The sequence below is a fragment of the Actinophytocola sp. genome (assembly GCF_045807065.1).
Taxonomy (GTDB): domain Bacteria; phylum Actinomycetota; class Actinomycetes; order Mycobacteriales; family Pseudonocardiaceae; genus Actinophytocola.
The window spans coordinates 1-15524 of the sequence record NZ_JBJMIE010000601.1; the positions used below are offsets into that span (position 1 = coordinate 1).

Annotated in this window: 17 protein-coding genes; 13 read left to right on the top strand and 4 right to left on the bottom strand. The window is 71.4% G+C overall.

Annotated elements, in window-relative coordinates:
* The 3 genes from ACJ73U_RS35080 to ACJ73U_RS35090 form a co-directional block, all read left to right on the top strand.
* Positions 1-708: DNA translocase FtsK (locus ACJ73U_RS35080; protein ID WP_407782057.1), on the top strand; the 708-nt coding region annotated here is incomplete at its 5' end.
* 107 nt (positions 709-815) lie between these two features.
* Positions 816-1952: a lipase family protein gene (locus tag ACJ73U_RS35085; protein WP_407782058.1), complete on the top strand. Its 1137-nt coding sequence runs from the start codon at positions 816-818 to the stop codon at positions 1950-1952.
* Between the two features lie 114 nt (positions 1953-2066).
* Complete coding sequence (locus ACJ73U_RS35090; RefSeq protein ID WP_407782059.1) at positions 2067-2369, top strand: hypothetical protein; 303 nt, start codon at positions 2067-2069, stop codon at positions 2367-2369.
* A gap of 51 nt (positions 2370-2420) precedes the next feature.
* On the opposite strand, the gene ACJ73U_RS35095 is transcribed toward ACJ73U_RS35090, so the two are convergent.
* A complete protein-coding gene (locus ACJ73U_RS35095) occupies positions 2421-2939 on the bottom strand; it encodes an amino-acid N-acetyltransferase (protein ID WP_407782060.1) in 519 nt (172 codons plus the stop codon).
* Between the two features lie 81 nt (positions 2940-3020).
* Here ACJ73U_RS35095 and rimO point away from each other — a divergent pair, with 81 nt between their 5' ends.
* The 7 genes from rimO (at position 3021) to pspM (ending at position 9013) form a co-directional block, all read left to right on the top strand.
* Entirely contained in the window at positions 3021-4430 is a 1410-nt protein-coding gene (rimO, locus tag ACJ73U_RS35100) for a 30S ribosomal protein S12 methylthiotransferase RimO (protein WP_407782061.1), read from the top strand.
* A 91-nt stretch (positions 4431-4521) separates the two neighbouring features.
* Entirely contained in the window at positions 4522-5142 is a 621-nt protein-coding gene (gene pgsA / locus ACJ73U_RS35105) for a CDP-diacylglycerol--glycerol-3-phosphate 3-phosphatidyltransferase (RefSeq protein ID WP_407782062.1), read from the top strand.
* Positions 5135-5647, top strand: a complete 513-nt coding sequence (locus ACJ73U_RS35110; RefSeq protein WP_407782063.1) for a CinA family protein — start codon at positions 5135-5137, stop codon at positions 5645-5647. Before pgsA ends, ACJ73U_RS35110 begins: the two co-directional genes overlap by 8 nt.
* A gap of 171 nt (positions 5648-5818) precedes the next feature.
* Complete coding sequence (locus ACJ73U_RS35115) at positions 5819-6274, top strand: helix-turn-helix domain-containing protein (protein ID WP_407782064.1); 456 nt, start codon at positions 5819-5821, stop codon at positions 6272-6274.
* A 169-nt stretch (positions 6275-6443) separates the two neighbouring features.
* Complete coding sequence (locus ACJ73U_RS35120) at positions 6444-7115, top strand: hypothetical protein (RefSeq protein WP_407782065.1); 672 nt, start codon at positions 6444-6446, stop codon at positions 7113-7115.
* 156 nt (positions 7116-7271) lie between these two features.
* Positions 7272-8108, top strand: a complete 837-nt coding sequence (locus ACJ73U_RS35125; protein ID WP_407782066.1) for a PspA/IM30 family protein — start codon at positions 7272-7274, stop codon at positions 8106-8108.
* 32 nt (positions 8109-8140) lie between these two features.
* Positions 8141-9013: a phage shock envelope stress response protein PspM gene (gene pspM / locus ACJ73U_RS35130; RefSeq protein WP_407782067.1), complete on the top strand. Its 873-nt coding sequence runs from the start codon at positions 8141-8143 to the stop codon at positions 9011-9013.
* Between the two features lie 187 nt (positions 9014-9200).
* Here pspM and ACJ73U_RS35135 read toward each other — a convergent pair whose 3' ends face one another.
* Complete coding sequence (locus tag ACJ73U_RS35135; protein WP_407782068.1) at positions 9201-10229, bottom strand: quinone-dependent dihydroorotate dehydrogenase; 1029 nt, start codon at positions 10227-10229, stop codon at positions 9201-9203.
* A 42-nt stretch (positions 10230-10271) separates the two neighbouring features.
* On the opposite strand from ACJ73U_RS35135, the gene ACJ73U_RS35140 reads away from it, so the two are divergent.
* Entirely contained in the window at positions 10272-11147 is an 876-nt protein-coding gene (locus ACJ73U_RS35140) for a hypothetical protein (RefSeq protein ID WP_407782069.1), read from the top strand.
* 464 nt (positions 11148-11611) lie between these two features.
* Here the strand turns inward: ACJ73U_RS35140 and ACJ73U_RS35145 are convergent, their stop codons facing one another.
* Both ACJ73U_RS35145 and ACJ73U_RS35150 read right to left on the bottom strand, forming a co-directional pair.
* Positions 11612-11992, bottom strand: a complete 381-nt coding sequence (locus ACJ73U_RS35145) for a hypothetical protein (protein ID WP_407782070.1) — start codon at positions 11990-11992, stop codon at positions 11612-11614.
* A 464-nt stretch (positions 11993-12456) separates the two neighbouring features.
* Positions 12457-13191, bottom strand: coding sequence for a class I SAM-dependent methyltransferase (locus ACJ73U_RS35150; protein WP_407782071.1), 735 nt, complete (start codon positions 13189-13191; stop codon positions 12457-12459).
* Between the two features lie 34 nt (positions 13192-13225).
* On the opposite strand from ACJ73U_RS35150, the gene ACJ73U_RS35155 reads away from it, so the two are divergent.
* Together ACJ73U_RS35155 and ACJ73U_RS35160 are read left to right on the top strand one after the other, a co-directional pair.
* Complete coding sequence (locus ACJ73U_RS35155) at positions 13226-14107, top strand: ParA family protein (RefSeq protein WP_407782072.1); 882 nt, start codon at positions 13226-13228, stop codon at positions 14105-14107.
* Between the two features lie 93 nt (positions 14108-14200).
* On the top strand, positions 14201-15466 hold the full coding sequence (locus tag ACJ73U_RS35160) for a DNA polymerase IV (protein WP_407782073.1): 1266 nt from the start codon (positions 14201-14203) through the stop codon (positions 15464-15466).
* Positions 15467-15524 lie beyond the last annotated feature (58 nt).

Genomic DNA, 15524 nt, shown 5'->3' on the forward strand with positions numbered 1-15524 from the left:
TGCATCGTCGACGAGCTGGCCGACCTGATGATGACCGCCCCGCGCGACGTCGAGGACGCGGTCGTGCGGATCACCCAGAAGGCCCGCGCCGCCGGCATCCACCTGGTCCTGGCGACCCAGCGCCCGTCGGTGGACGTGGTCACCGGCCTGATCAAGACGAACGTCCCGTCCCGGCTGGCGTTCGCGACGTCGTCGCTGACGGACTCGCGGGTCATCCTCGACCAGCCGGGTGCGGAGAAGCTGATCGGCATGGGCGACGGCCTCTACCTGCCGATGGGCGCCTCGAAGCCGGTCCGCGTCCAGGGCGCCTACGTGAGCGACGAGGAGATCAACTCGATCGTCACGTTCGTGAAGGAGCAGGCACAACCGGAGTACAACGACGGCGTCACGGCCGCCAAGGCGGGCGACAAGAAGGAGATCGACGAGGAGATCGGCGACGACCTGGACGTGTTGCTGCAGGCCGCCGAGCTGATCGTGACCTCCCAGTTCGGCTCGACGTCCATGCTGCAGCGCAAGCTCCGCGTCGGCTTCGCGAAGGCCGGCCGGCTCATGGACCTCCTGGAGAGCCGAGGCGTGGTGGGCCCGTCGGAAGGCTCCAAGGCCCGCGACGTCCTGGTCAAGCCCGACGAACTGGACGCGGTCCTGTACACCATCCGCGGCGGCGGTCCGGTTACCACCGAGGACGACGAAACCTTCGACGAGGAGTAACAGGCCGAACGGACCTATGCGGACCGCTCCGCGCTGCCTACTGTGGAGTAGCTACCTTCCAGTAGCAAGTCTGCGAACCGGAACCTGCCGATCGCAAAGGAGCGATTATGCCTGTTCGCCGCCTGCTCACCCTGCTTTCGTGCGCTCTGCTGGCGCTCGTCGCGTTCTCGGGCCCGGCCGTGGCGGCCGCGCCCCGGGCCGCTGCCGGTGACGTCATCAGCGCGCGGAAGATCAGTGCGCCCGGCTTCTTCTACGCGAACACCTGGATCATCACCTACCGGTCGACGTCCACGACCGGGCAGCCGATCACGGTCAGCGGGACGGTCATCGTGCCGTTCGGCGCCAATGCCAACACCCCCGTCATCGGTTACGCACCCGGCACGCACGGGCTCGGCGACCAGTGCGCGCCGTCCCGGCACCTCGAGGCCGGGGACGAGACCGAGGGGCTGCTGATCCACCAGTACGCCATCCGCGGCTACGCCGTCGCCGTGACCGACTACGAGGGCATCGGCACGCCCGGCCCGCACACCTACATGGCCGGCCGCTCCGCCGGGCAGACCACGCTCGACGTCGTCCGCGCGGCCCTGCGGCTGCCGGGCACGGGTCTCTCCAGCAACGCGAAGGCCGCGGTCGTCGGCTACTCGCAGGGCGGGCAGGCCGCAGGCTGGGCCGCCCAGCTCGCCCCGACCTACGCGCCGGAGCTGAACATCAAGGCGTTCGCGGTCGGCGCGCCGCCGTCGGACCTCAAGGTGGTCGCCGACGCCGACGACGGGGGGCCCAACGCGGGCCTGGTGTTCGCCGCGGGCTACGGCATCGACATGACCTACCCCGACCTCGACATGACCCCGTACCTGAACGCCACCGGCCGGGCCGCGGTCGCCGACATCGCCGACGACTGCACCGACGAGCTGCAGTCGGACAAGTACGCCGGCCACCACCTGTCCGACTACCTGACCGAGGACCTGCTCAACCGGCCGGAATGGGCCGCCAAGCTCAACGAGCAGAAGCTCGGCGGCACGACCCCGCGCGCACCCGTCCTGCTGTACCACTCCAACGGTGACGAGATCCTGCCCACGCGGATGAGCGTCGACCTGCGGGCCGCGTGGTGCGCCGGTGGCGGGAACGTGACGTTCTGGCGCACCGACACCGGCACGCACTTCGTCACGGCCGCGCTCATGAGCCCGACCGTCACCGGCTGGGTGGCCGACCGCCTGTCCGGCAGCGTCCCGACGGGCAACTGCTGAGTCCCCGTGTGGTGGGCGGGCCCGCCGCCCGCCCACCACAGCTGGGCCGGCCGCTACGCTCTTCCCAGTCGAACGACGAACGGGGGGACCGTGCGCGTCCTGGGGATTCTCGAAGTGCTGGCCATCCTGGGGGTGATCGGCGGCGGGATCTGGCTGGCGGTGTTCCTGAGCGGCCGCAGGAAGCGGGCGGCCCAGCAGTGGCAGGCCGGCTACCCCCAGGTCGGTTATCCACAGTCGGGTTACGCACAGCCCGGCTACCCGCAGCAGTACCCCCAGGCGGGTTACCCGCCCCAGGGTTACCCCCAGCAGCCCGGTTACCCGCAGGCCTACCCGCAGCAGCCACCGCCGGGTCACCCGCAACCGGGCTATCCCCAGCAGGGGTATCCGCAGCCCGGGCAGTACCCGCCGTACCGGTGACCCAGAGGGCCCCGTCCAGGGCCTGAGCCGAGGCGACCGAACGGGTAGCGATCAGGCGTCCGTGAGTTCCAGGAGCATCCGGGAGTTCCCCAACGTGTTCGGCTTGACGTAGGGCAGGTCGAGGAACTCCGCGACACCCTCGTCGGCCGACCGGCGCATCTGCTCGTACACCTCGGCCGTCACCGGCGTGCCCTCGATCTCGACGAACCCGAACCTCGAGAAGAACTTCGTCTCGAAGGTCAGCACGAACACCCGCTGCAGCCCCAGCTCCCGCGCCACCGACAACAGGCGCTCGACCAGCAGGCCGCCGACGCCCAGCCGGGCCGCGGACGGCAGCACCGCGATCGAGCGGATCTCGGCCAGGTCCTCCCACAGCACGTGCAGCCCGCCACAGCCGACCAGCTCGCCGCCCACCTCGGCCACCCAGAACTCCTGCACGTCCTCGTACAGGGTGACCAGTTCCTTGGCCAGCAGCACCTTGCCCACGTAGGTGTCGATGATGGTCTTGATCCCACGCACGTCCGTGACCCGCGCCCTGCGGACCACCACGGGCTCCCGCTCAACACTCACGACGCCCAAACCTGCCACGTCCGGCCGGTCCCGTGCACATCGGGCCGGGCTTGGTCACCTGCGGCGGTTACTCTGAACCCCGTGTCAACACCACCACCGTCGCGCCGTGCCGCCCTGCTCACCCTCGGGTGCGCCCGCAACGAGGTCGACTCCGAGGAGCTGGCCGGCCGCCTCGCCGCGGGTGGCTGGGAGGTCGGCGACGACGCCGAGGGCGCGGACGTGGTCGTGGTGAACACCTGCGGCTTCGTCGAGTCCGCCAAGAAGGACTCGGTCGACGTGCTGCTGGACGCGGCCGAGTCCGGCGCGAAGGTGGTCGCCGTCGGCTGCATGGCGGAGCGGTACGGCGCGGAGCTGGCCGAGAGCCTGCCCGAGGCCGCCGCGGTGCTGGGCTTCGACCACTACCCGAACCTGGGGGCGCGGCTCGACGACGTCGTCGCCGGGCGCCCGGTCGCGTCGCACACGCCCGTGGACCGGCGCACGCTGCTGCCGATCACCCCGGTGGAGCGCAAGCCCACCGACCTGTCCGTCCCTGGCCACGGCTGGGGCCCGCGCGTGCTGCGCAAGCGCCTCGACGACGCCCCGGTCGCGTCCCTGAAGATCGCGTCCGGCTGCGACCGGCGGTGCTCGTTCTGCGCCATCCCGTCCTTCCGCGGCGCGTTCGTGTCCCGCACGCCCGACGAGATCGTCGCCGAGGGCGCGTGGCTCGCCGAGCAGGGCGTGCGCGAGCTGTTCCTGGTCAGTGAGAACTCCACCTCCTACGGCAAGGACCTCGGCCGCGAGCACGGCGGCCCGGACGCGCTCGCCCGGCTGCTCCCACGCCTCGCCGCGCTGCCGGGCGTCGCCCGCGTGCGGGTGTCCTACCTGCAGCCCGCGGAGACCCGCCCGCAGCTGCTGGCGGCGATCGCCGGCACCGACGGGGTCGCCGACTACTTCGACATGTCCTTCCAGCACGCCAGCTCGACCGTGCTGCGCAGGATGCGCCGCTTCGGCGGCACCGAGTCGTTCCTCGCGCTGGTCGACCAGATCCGCGCGCTCGCCCCCGACGCCGGCATCCGCAGCAACGTGATCGTCGGCTTCCCCGGCGAGACCGAGGAGGAGCTGGCCGAGCTGGAGCACTTCCTCACCGAGGCACGGATGGACGTGGTTGGCGTGTTCGGCTACTCCGACGAGGACGGCACCGAGGCCGAGACCCTGCCGGGCAAGCTCGATCCCGACGAGGTCGCCGCGCGGGTCGCCCGCGTGTCGGACCTGGTCGAGCAGCTCACCGCGCAGCGCGCGGAGGACCGCGTCGGCGACGAGGTGCGGGTGCTGGTCGAGCGCAACGACGAGGACGGGGTCGCCGGCCGGGCCGCGCACCAGGGCCCCGAGGTGGACGGCGAGTGCCTGCTGCTCGACGCCGACGAGGTCGAGGTGGGTGACTTCGTCGTCGGGAAGGTGGTCGGGTCCGAAGGCGTCGACCTGGTGGTGCGGCCGGTAGAGGTGCTCGGATGATCAGCGGGGCCCGCGGCGCGAACCTTCGGTGTTCTGGCCGTCACCACGCCGGTGGAGCGTTCCGGCGCCGCGGAGCGGACGGGAGGACGTCATGAGTGCCACGCCCGCCGACGGGACCACCCCGGAGGCGTTGGGCGCGGCCGGCGGCATCGTTCCGCGACGTGTACCGCTCGTCAACATCGCGAACATCCTGACCGTCACCAGGCTGGTGCTGGTGCCGGTGTTCCTGCTGGCGCTCTTCGCCGCCGACGGCCACTCGATCAGGTGGCGGATGGTGGCGTTCCTCGTGTTCGCCGTCGGCTCCATCACCGACTACATCGACGGCCACCTGGCCCGCAAGTACGGGCTCGTCACCGACTTCGGCAAGGTCGTCGACCCGATCGCGGACAAGGCGCTGACCGGCGCCGCGCTCTTCGGGCTGTCCGTACTGGCCGAGCTGCCGTGGTGGGTGACGCTGACGATCGCGGTCCGTGAGGTCGGCGTGACGCTGCTGCGCTTCTGGGTGATCCGCTACGGGGTGATCGCGGCGAGCTACGGCGGCAAGGTGAAGACGTTCGCCCAGATCATCGCGATCGGGCTGTACCTGCTGCCGCTGCCGGCCGCGCTCGACCCGCTGCTGTGGGTGGGTATGGGCATCGCGCTGGTGCTGACCGTGGTCACCGGCCTCGACTACGTGGTGCGCGCGCTGCGGCTGCGGGCCGCGCGTGGCTAGGAACCCGCTCGCCGAGGCGGTCGGCGTCGACGTCGAGGGACTAACCGGGCTGATCGGTGCGTTGAGAGACAGGGGAGAGACGGTCGCGACCGCCGAGTCCCTCACCGGTGGGCTGGTCGCGGCGGTGTTGACCAGCGTGCCCGGCTCGTCGGCCGTGGTCCGCGGCGGGCTGGTCGTGTACGCGACGTCGCTCAAGCACGAGCTGGCCGGCGTGGACGGCGAGCTGCTGGCCGAGCACGGGCCCGTGTACCCGGCGGTGGCCGCCCAGCTGGCGGACGGCGCGCGGGTGACCTGCGGGTCCACGTGGGGCATCGGGCTCACGGGAGTGGCCGGCCCCGAGCCGCAGGATGGTATCGAACCGGGTGTCGTGCACATCGGCGTGTCGGGACCCGACGCCGCCGAAGTTCGCACGATCGGGTTCGACGGCAACCGCCACCAGGTGCGCGCCGCGGCCGTCCGGACGGCGTTGGACCTGCTCAGAGCACTGGCGGACCAGCGAGACTAGCGCCGGGCTCAAGTGTGGCGGTCATACTTGGGGGAACACCTGGGTGTGGCCGGTCGTTCGCCCTTGGCGTACGGACGGTGATGTCGCTGCCGATGATCGCAAGGTCTCGGTAACGTGGGCACCATGCCGGACCCACCCGATCCGGCGGATGATCTTGAAGGGAGGCGAGCGATGACCGTGCTGTTGCGCGAGGCGATCGGTGATCGGCTCCGACACGCCCGCACGAACCAGCGACGCACGCTGCGTGAGGTCTCCCGAGCCGCCAGGGTGAGCCTGGGATACCTGTCCGAGGTCGAGCGCGGCCGAAAGGAGGCGTCGAGCGAGCTGCTCGCCGCCATCTGCGAGGCGCTGGACCTACCGCTGTCCGCCCTGCTGCACAACGTCGCGGCCGACATCGGAGCACTCGAGTCGGTCGAGCTGCCAGAGGCCGCGCCACAGGCCGAGCGGAGCGACGTGGGAGCTTCCGGGGACAAGACCGGAGCACGCGCGTCGGTGGGTTCGGTCGAGGGCGGTCGCCTGGTCCCCGCGGTGGTCGGGGACAACCTGGCGGACCTGCGGCTCCAGCCGGTGCTCAGTCACCGCATGGAGTCCTCGCTGAGTGGAGCTGGTGCGATCTTCGCGGCGTGACCGCCGTCTGGCGCCGGGCGGGGCCGGGGGCCGGGCGGGGTGAGGCCGAGGTGGAGCATGGCTCGGCAACGGGGTCGACTCGTGCTGGCTGGTTTCAGCCGTGACAGGGCCGTTCGGACGCGGAAGCGTTCCGGGCGGCTCTTTTGTCGTGGGTGGTTAGGCTGGGGCCGTGGTGGCTCTGGTGATCGTGCTCGTGGTGATTGGTGTCGCGGCGCTCGTCACGGTCCCGTTGATGATCCGCAGTACGCGCCGCCAACGGCTCGAACCCGGCCCCGCGGTGGGGCGGCAGCCGCTGATGGGCAGCCCCGCCCAGGTCTGGACCTCGCGTGGCGAGCGGGTGCTGCGTGAGTTGAACGCCACCACGGCCGAGCAGCCGGCGTTCGTCGGGCTGGCGGCGGATGCCGAGCAGGTGGTCATGGAGCTGCGCATCACCGCGGGTCAGGTGGCCGAGCTGGACCACGCCCTCGCCGGCATCCCCGTGCCGTCCCTGGAGGACGAGCGCCGGACCCTGACAGTGGCCGTCGCCGAGGCTCAGGGCACCCCGGCGGCCGCCGACCTGGCGCGGTCACTGGCCGCGGTGGACGCGCGGCTCGGTGCCGCGGCCCGGCAGCGGGAGTCCCGGGACGCGCTGCTGGCCAGGATGCAGGCGACGGTCATGGAGCTGGAGCGGGCGCGTGACGAGCTGGCCGAGCTGATCACGAGCACCACCAGTGCGTTTTCGGTCAATTCCGACGCGACGGCCGCACTCGCGGGTAGGCTCGACGGCCTGCGGGAAGGCCTGGTCGAGGTGCGCGGTGCGGCGAACCCCGAGATCGGTCCGGCAGGTCAGGGCCATCCCTGAATGGTTCCTGATTTCTGCCGGGTCCAGTGGTGAGGAGCACCGCCCACCTGACACGATGGAACCCACAGTGATGACGGGGCGTTGCCATACAAACCGGTGATCCGGGGTATGGCACACGGTGAGAAGCGACCAGCGCGGAGAAGGCAGGCGGAGGAGATGGCCAACCCGTTCGTGAAGGCTTGGAAGTACCTGATGGCGGCCTTCTCGTCGAAGATCGACGAGCACGCCGACCCCAAGGTGCAGATCCAGCAGGCCATCGAGGAGAGCCAGCGGCAGCACCAGGCGCTCTCCCAGCAGGCCGCCGCCGTGATCGGCAACCAGCGCCAGCTGGAGATGAAGCTCAACCGGCAGCTCGGCAACGTCGAGAAGCTGCAGGCGTCGGCGCGCCAGGCACTGGTGCTGGCCGACGAGGCGCGGGCCAAGGGTGACGAGGCCAAGGCGACGCAGTACGAGCAGGCCGCGGAGTCGTTCGCGACCCAGCTCGTCACGGCCGAGCAGGACATCGAGGACCTGAAGACGCTGCACGACCAGGCGCTGCAGGCGGCGACGCAGGCCAAGAGCGCGGTCGAGCGCAACGCCATGATGCTGCAGAACAAGCTGGCCGAGCGCACGAAGCTGCTGAGCCAGCTCGAGCAGGCGAAGATGCAGGAGCAGGTGTCCAAGTCGCTCAACCAGATGAGCGAGCTGGCCGCGCCCGGCAACACGCCGTCGCTCGAGGAGATCCGCGACAAGATCGAGAAGCGGTACACGACCGCGCTCGGGTCCGCGGAGCTGGCGCAGAACTCGGTGCAGGGCCGCATGCTGGAGGTTCAGGCGTCGACCACGGAGCTGGCCGGCCGCTCCCGGCTGGACCAGATCCGCGCGTCCATGGCCGGCAGTGCGCCGCAGGTCACCAGCGGTTCGGCCACGCCGGCCTCGGCGCAGCAGAACATCCAGAGCGAGATCGCCCAGCGCGTGGCCCAGGAGCAGAAGGCGAACGGGCAGAGCAACTGAGCCTGTCCGAGTTGAGTCAGGGGAGGCTGCCGATGGCGGCGCGTGGCCGGGACATCTACCAGCTGACCCAGATGGTCCAGAAGTACCTGAACGCGGACGTGCGCGACAACGTCATGTCCCACGTCCAGGGCGCGATGGAACGTACCCAGCAGGCGCTGGCGCGCAGCCGCGACGACGCCGTGCGCATCGAGCGCCAACGCCGCCGGCTGGAACGCAAGCGGCTGTGGGCGTCGCGGTGGGCGGTGACGTGGGCGATCCTGTGCGTGTTCCTGATCGTCTACGTGGCCATGGCGTTCTCGGGCATGGTCGGCGACGGCGCGGACGCGATGATGATCGCGAGCGGTGTCGCCGGCGTGACCGCCACCGGCGCCCTCTCGATCCGCTCCGCCCGCCGGATGGTCCTGCTCAGGCGCGCCGCCGAACGCTTCGACGAGCAACACAGGCCGGCGGTCACCGCCGCGGTCCGCCCGCCGCTGCCGCCGAAGGGCTCGGCCGCGTACGAGCCGATGCAACGCCTGTCCGAGGCCGAGGACGCGCTGACCCAGCTCGTGCGGCAGCTGTCCGGCACCCAGGGCACCCCGGCATCGGTGCCGCTGGAGTCGGTCGAGGAGGCCGAACGCGCGGCCGCGGAGGCGGCCCTGGCGTTACGGGCGGTGGCGGCCCAGCTGACCGCGGTCGAACTGGCCCGGGACCACGCCCCGCCCATGGAACGCGCCCCCCTGATCGACGGCGTCCGCCGCCTACGCGAACAGCTGGACGAGGGCCTGACCGGCTACCGCGGCCTGCTGGCGGCCGCCGGCCGCGTCGTGGCGGCCAGCTCGTCGGCGGGGCCGAAACAGGAACTGGCCGACGCGACCGACCGCCTGGCCGGCCTGGCGGTAGCCCTCCGCGAACTCTCCCAGTAACCGCGTGTCCAACAACCGCGTGTCCAACGCGCACTGCCCGCGTGTCCAACGCGGCGGACCGGTGAGTTCGACGAAAGTGGTCGCGGCCTGGCAGGTTCGGCGGCGTGCGGGTGACGCTCGTCGGGAGCGGTGACGCGTCCGGCGTCGGCGGCGACGCCAGAACGTGAATCCGATCGGGTGCCGGTCCTCAACCAGGCCGGCCGTCCCCACCGCGTGCCGCCTCCGCGCGGTTGATCGCCCGGACCAGCCCCGGTCCCTCGTAGATGAACCCCGTGTAGACCTGCACGAGTGAGGCGCCCACGTCGAGCATGCGCAGCGCGTCGTCGGCGGAGTGGATGCCGCCCACACCGATGATCGGCAGGGTGCTCTCCTTGGCCACGAACGTGACCACCTCGAGCGCTCTGGCCGTGAGGGGCCGACCGCTCAGGCCGCCGGTCTCCGCGGCTCGTGGGGCGTCCTGGGGCGCGAGCCCGTCCCGGGAGAGCGTGGTGTTCGTGGCGATCAGGCCGGCGACGCCGTGGGCCGCGCAGACTTCCAGCACGTCGGCGATGGCGTGCTCGGTCAGGTCCGGCGCGATCTTCACCAGCAGCGGCACGGTCGTGTCCAGCGCGCCCAGCAGCTCGTCGAGTGCCGCCTTGTCCTGCAGGCCCCGGAGTCCGGGGGTGTTGGGTGAGCTGACGTTCACCGCGAAGTAGTCCGCGTACGGCGCCAGTTCCCGCAGCGACGACCGGTAGTCCTCGACGGCCTCCTCGACCGGCGTCACCTTGGACTTGCCGATGCTCACGCCCAGCGGCACCGGGAGCGGCCCCGACGCCCGCAGTCGGGCCGCCAGCGCGGCGGCGCCGCCGTTGTTGAACCCCATCCGGTTGATCACGGCCCCGCTGGCCGGCAGCCGGAACAGCCGGGGGCGTGGGTTGCCCGGCTGGGCGTGCCGGGTCACCGTGCCAACCTCGAGGAATCCGAAGCCGAACGCCGGCCAGGCCCGCAGGGCGCGCCCGTCCTTGTCCATCCCGGCCGCGAGCCCGACCGGTCCGGGGAACCGGACGCCGAACACGGTGCGTGGCGCGGCGGCGCCGAAGTACCGCCGCAACCCCGCGACGACGGGTGGTAGGGCGCCGAGCCGGGCGGTCATGCGCAGGGTGCGCTCGTGCGCGACCTCGGCGTCGCCGCCACCCATCCGGAACAAGGCACGTCGCACGACCCGCTGGTAGACCACCCGAGCATCGTTCCACTGGGTGGTGCGCGGCAGGATGGGGGTGTGCCCGAGGAGCTGGACGCCGCCGCCGACGAGTTGTACGCCGGTGCCCGCGAGGACTTCACCGCGCGCCGCAAGGAACTGTCCAGGCAGGCGAAGGACGCCGGGAACGCGCGCCTGGCGGCGCGGATCGACAAGCTGGCCAAGCCCACGACGTCGGCGTGGGTGGCCAACCAGCTGGCCCGCGACCCGTCCTCGGACGTCGACCAGGTGGTGTCACTGGGGGAGGCGTTGCGGGAGGCGCACGCCAACCTGGCCGGCGCGGAGCTGCGGGCACTGACTCAGCAGCGGACCAGGCTGGTCAACACGCTGCTGAAGCAGGCGGGCAGGGTGACCCAGCTGACCGAGTCGGTCACCCGCGAGCTGGAGGACATCTTCACGACGGCCATCACCAACCCGGAGGTCGCCAAGGTGCTGCTGGCCGGCCGCCTGACCTCGGCGAAGGACCTCGAGGTGGGGTCCTGGCCGGCCACCGGCGCCGAGCCCGAAGCCGGCCTGGCCGACGCCTTGGCGGCGAGCGTGGCGGCGCGTCCCAGGAAGGGTCGCCAGCGCACGGACCGCGAGAAGGCGGACCTGGAACGCCAACAGGCGGCGCTCCGGAAGGAGCTGGAGGACGCCCGCGCCGCGGTGAAGGAGGCGGAGGCGGACCGCAAGGAGGAGGAACGCATCCTCGAGGCGGCCCAGCAGGCGGCCGACGAGGCGACCGAGCGGGTGCGCAAGGTCTACGAGGAACTGGACGCCGCGGAGTCGGCGGAGAAGGACGCCCGCCGCCGTGTGGGCTCGGCGAGCAGGTCCGTGAAGGACGCCGAGCGGCGAGCGGGCCAGGCGTGGCGGTCGGTGCAGGAGGTGGAGCGGAAGCTCGCCGAGCTGGGGGAGTAGGGAATTCGGAAGTCCCGGACAATAAAACAGCCCCCGGGCTTTCTCCTGCTTGTGCAGGCCCAGGGGCGGACTAGGTCCCTGAGAGCGCCGGGGGCTGGGTGACTGCCTGGTATTCGCCGACCACACCGCGCGTCTACAGCACCAGCAAAGCCGATGTCGGGCCGTGTTGCGCGGCCGGCAAACCATGTCCGGTTCGGGTGGTCCTAGCGGACAGCCACCTCACGAGTCCTATGGGAATACACCTTTGGACCACCTCCTTTCTCGTGTACCAACGACAGTACGGGCGATCGGCCGATCCGGCAAAGTCATTTACCGCCCATTCACCCTGAGCGGACGAACGCCGAGCCGAGGCCCCTTCCGGCACGGGAAGAAGCCCTGCACCGAGGCCCGTTTGCGGACGGCAAAGATCACTTCTGTGATCCGAACGTGACCCACTCGATCGGGTGATGTACATTGCTCGATCACTACCAGTGGTCGCTGGACTCACCTGAAGGACACCACATGGGGTCCACCCTGCAGCAGGGACACGGTCGGCTGGCCGTGGGCGCCGTCGTGGGTGCGATCGCTTGCACGTTGTTCGCCCTCGGCATGCTCGACCACGACCCACCCGAACGCGACCCCTCCGAGTTAGGCGCGGTGGAGCCGATCCCCCCCGCCTCGCAGTCGGCCGGTTCCACCGCCACCAGCACCTCCGCCTCGCCGCGGCGGTCGGACTCGTCGTCGACCACAACCACCACGTCAACCACCACCCCGACGACGACCACGACCTCCACCACCGCGTCCCGGACATCGACCACCACCACGACCACGACCCGCAGAACAACCACCACCACGACGACCACCACGGCCCCCACCACCACGACGACCACCTGCTCGTCCCTGATCTGCATCGGCTGACGAGTCCCCCCAGCGCCACCCTCCGGTGGGTCCTGCCGCCGCTGAGGAAGCTCGCCGGGCCGCCCGTTGTCGGGGGAGTTCCGGTGGTCCTGCCGCTGTCGAGGAAGTTCGCTGCGCTACCCGTTGTCGGGGAAGTTCTGGTGGGTCCTGCTGCCGTCGAGGAAGCTGGCCGCGTCGCCCGCTACCGGGGAAGTTCTGGCGGTCTTGCTGCCGCCGGGGAAGCTGGCCGCGCTCCCCGTTCCCCCGGAGCTGTTCTGGTGGGTCTTGCTGCCGTCGAGGAAGCTAGCTGCGCTACCCGCTCTCGGAGAAGCCGCAGTGGGTCCTGTCGCCGCCAGGGAAGCTAGCCGCGCCACCCGCTGCCGAGGAAGCCCCACTGCGACCTGCCGCCTTCGAGTCACACAACAGCTCACCCTCAGCTACCGGTCGTCGGCTTCCGTGCCAGCACGTGGAGGCGAGCGGCGATGTCCCGCAGCGGCGGAACGGGCGCCAGCCGCAGCTCCAAGGCGGCCAGGGCGTCCTGCGCCGACAGGTCCTGTTGCAACACCGAACCGGGCACCAGCTCGCTCAGCACGCCATGCCCCTGCACCAGCTCCACCACCAGACCGGCGTCGGTCAGCAACGCGAGCAGAGCGTCCGTGTCGTAGCGGCGCAGCAGGGTCTCGGTGGGGAGGCGTCCTGTTCCGTCCTGGGCAAGCGTGGCGGCCTCGTCCAGCCTGCCGGCGATCGCCCGGTGCAGGAGCGCCGCCATCCGGTTGGCGACCAGCACCGACACCGCGCCGCCGGGCGCCGCCGCGTCGAGCATCGCGGCGACCGTGTTCTTCGGGTCGTCGACGACCTCGAGGAGCCCGTGCGCGACCACGAGGTCCGCCGAGCCCGTGGGCACCACCTGCCCGAGGGCGTCGCTGTCCGCCTGGACGGCCGTGATCCGGTTGCCGACCCCCGCGTCCGCGGCGCGGCGGGAGAGCGTCGCGAGCGCGTTCGGGTTGGGCTCGACGACGGTCACCGCGCAGCCGGCGGCCGCGAACGGCACCGCGAGCACGCCGCTACCTCCACCGACGTCGAGCACGCGTGGCGGTTCGCCGGCGCGGCGGTGGCGCGCGGCGGCCAGCTCGGCGTCGAGCGCGAGGCGAACTGCATCCGGTCGCATGAACCGGAAGCGTAGGCCCCGTAGGGTGCACAGCGTGCAAACGGTGGCGGTGCTCAGCCTCAAGGGTGGCGTCGGGAAGACGACCATCGTCCTCGGCTTGGCCTCGGCCGCGCAGCGGCGAGGTACGCGCACGCTGGTGGTGGACCTGGACCCGCAGTGCAACGCGACGGCCACGCTCGACCCGGAGGACACCAAGGCGACGCTCGCCGACGTGCTGGAGACTCCTCGGCCGTCGGTCCTGCGGGAGGCGATCGCCCGCAGCGGCTGGGGCGAGGAGGTCGACGTGCTGGTCGGGTCCGAGGACCTCGAGCTGCTCAACGACCAGGACCCCGACCCGAGGAGGCTCGAGAAACTCAGCAGAGCGCTCGCCGAGGTCAAACACCTGGCGGAGGAGGGAGACCTGCCCTACCAGCTGGTGCTGCTCGACTGCCCGCCCTCACTCGGCCGGCTGACCAAGTCGGCACTGCGGGCCGCGCAGGGCGCGCTGCTGGTGACGGAGCCGACGCTCTTCGCGGTGTCCGGCGCGCAACGGGCCTTCGAGGCGGTCGAGCAGGCGGCCGAGGAGCACAACCCGGAGCTGTCACCACTCGGCGTGGTGGTGAACCGGGTGCGGCCGCAGTCCTACGAGCACCAGTACCGCATCGCGGAGCTGCGAGAGCACTTCGGCAACCTGGTCATGCCGGTCGCGCTGCCGGACCGCCTGGCCGTCCAGCAGGCACAGGGCGCCTGCGTGCCGATCCACACCTGGGGCACACCGGGCTCCCGCGAGGTGGCGCTGGCGCTGAACCTCCTGCTGGCCCGGGTGCTGCGCACCGTCGGCCGCCCACGACCACGCCCGGTGATCCGAACAACAGACGAGGAGACAGCCGACACAGACGACATCGACGACGACGAACGCGTCGTCAGGGACAACTGAATCTCCGCCGGTGAGGTGCCAGCGGTGCGGCTGACCGACCGGCGGCCGGCACGCGACGCGGCATTGTCGGTGGCATCTGCTTAGCTGCCCCCCATGGGTCGGAGCGGGGAGCTGCCGCGCGGTTTGGTGGACCGCTACAAGGCGAAGGACGGCACCTGGCCGGATGACACCGGCTGCGCGGTGCTGCACGTCGACATGGACGCCTTCTACGCGTCCGTGGAGATCCGCGAGCGCCCCGAGCTGACGGACAAGCCGGTCGTCGTCGGTGGCATCGGTGGGCGCGGGGTGGTCAGCTCGGCCAACTACCTCGCCAGGACGTACGGCGTCCGGTCGGCGATGCCCACCGCGCACGCCCGCCGGCTGTGCCCGCACGCCGTGTTCCTGCCGCCGACGTTCTCGCTGTACACCGAGGCCTCGGCCGGGGTGATGGCGATCTTCCGCGAGATCACCCCGCTGGTGGAGCCGCTGAGCCTGGACGAGGCGTTCCTGGACGTGCGCGGCGCGCTGCGTCGGCTGCGCATGACCCCCGGCGAGATCGGCGAGCAGATCCGCGTGCGGGTGGCGGCCGACTGGGGGATCACCTGTTCGGTGGGGGTGGCGTCGACCAAGTTCGTCGCCAAGCTGGCCTCCGGTCTGGCCAAGCCGGACGGCATGCTGGTGGTGCCCAGGACCGACATCCTGGAGTTCCTCCACCCGCTGCCGGTGTCCGCGCTGTGGGGTGTGGGCAAGAAGACGGCCGAGCGCCTGGCGGCGATCGGCCTGAACCGGGTGTCCGACGTGGCCGCCATGCCGCTGCCCCGGCTGCGCAGGGCCATCGGCGTGGCGGCCGCCGAGCACCTGCACACGCTCGCCAACGGCCACGACGACCGTGCGGTGGAGCCCGAGTCGGTCGACAAGTCGGTCGGCGCCGAGGAGACGTTCGAGGTCGACCAGACGGATCGCGAGGTCGTCAAGCAGGAGCTGTTGCGCCTGTCCGAACGCACCGCGTCCACGCTGCGCCGCCGCGACCTCCGGGGCCGCACGGTGTCGATCAAGGTCCGCTTCGGCGACTTCACGACGATCACCCGCTCCCGCACGCTGCCCGTGGCCACGGACGTCACCCAGGAGATCTTCCGCACCGCGTGCCGGCTGCTGGACGAGCAGACCCCACCGGGTGCCGTGCGCCTGATCGGCGTGCGCATGGAGCAGCTGGAGGAAGGCGCGGCCGGCGGCCAGCAACTGTTGCTCGACGCCCCGGAACGCGGCTGGCGCGACGCGGACCAGGCCGCCGACCAGGCCAGAGCCAAGTTCGGCGGCGCCGCCATCCGCCCGGCGTCGCTCCTTGGCACCAGCTCGGACCAGTCCAACCGCCGACGGTGACGGGCGGGGCGGCAGAAGCGTGACCACCGATCCTGGGCGGCGGCACTAGAATCTCGGG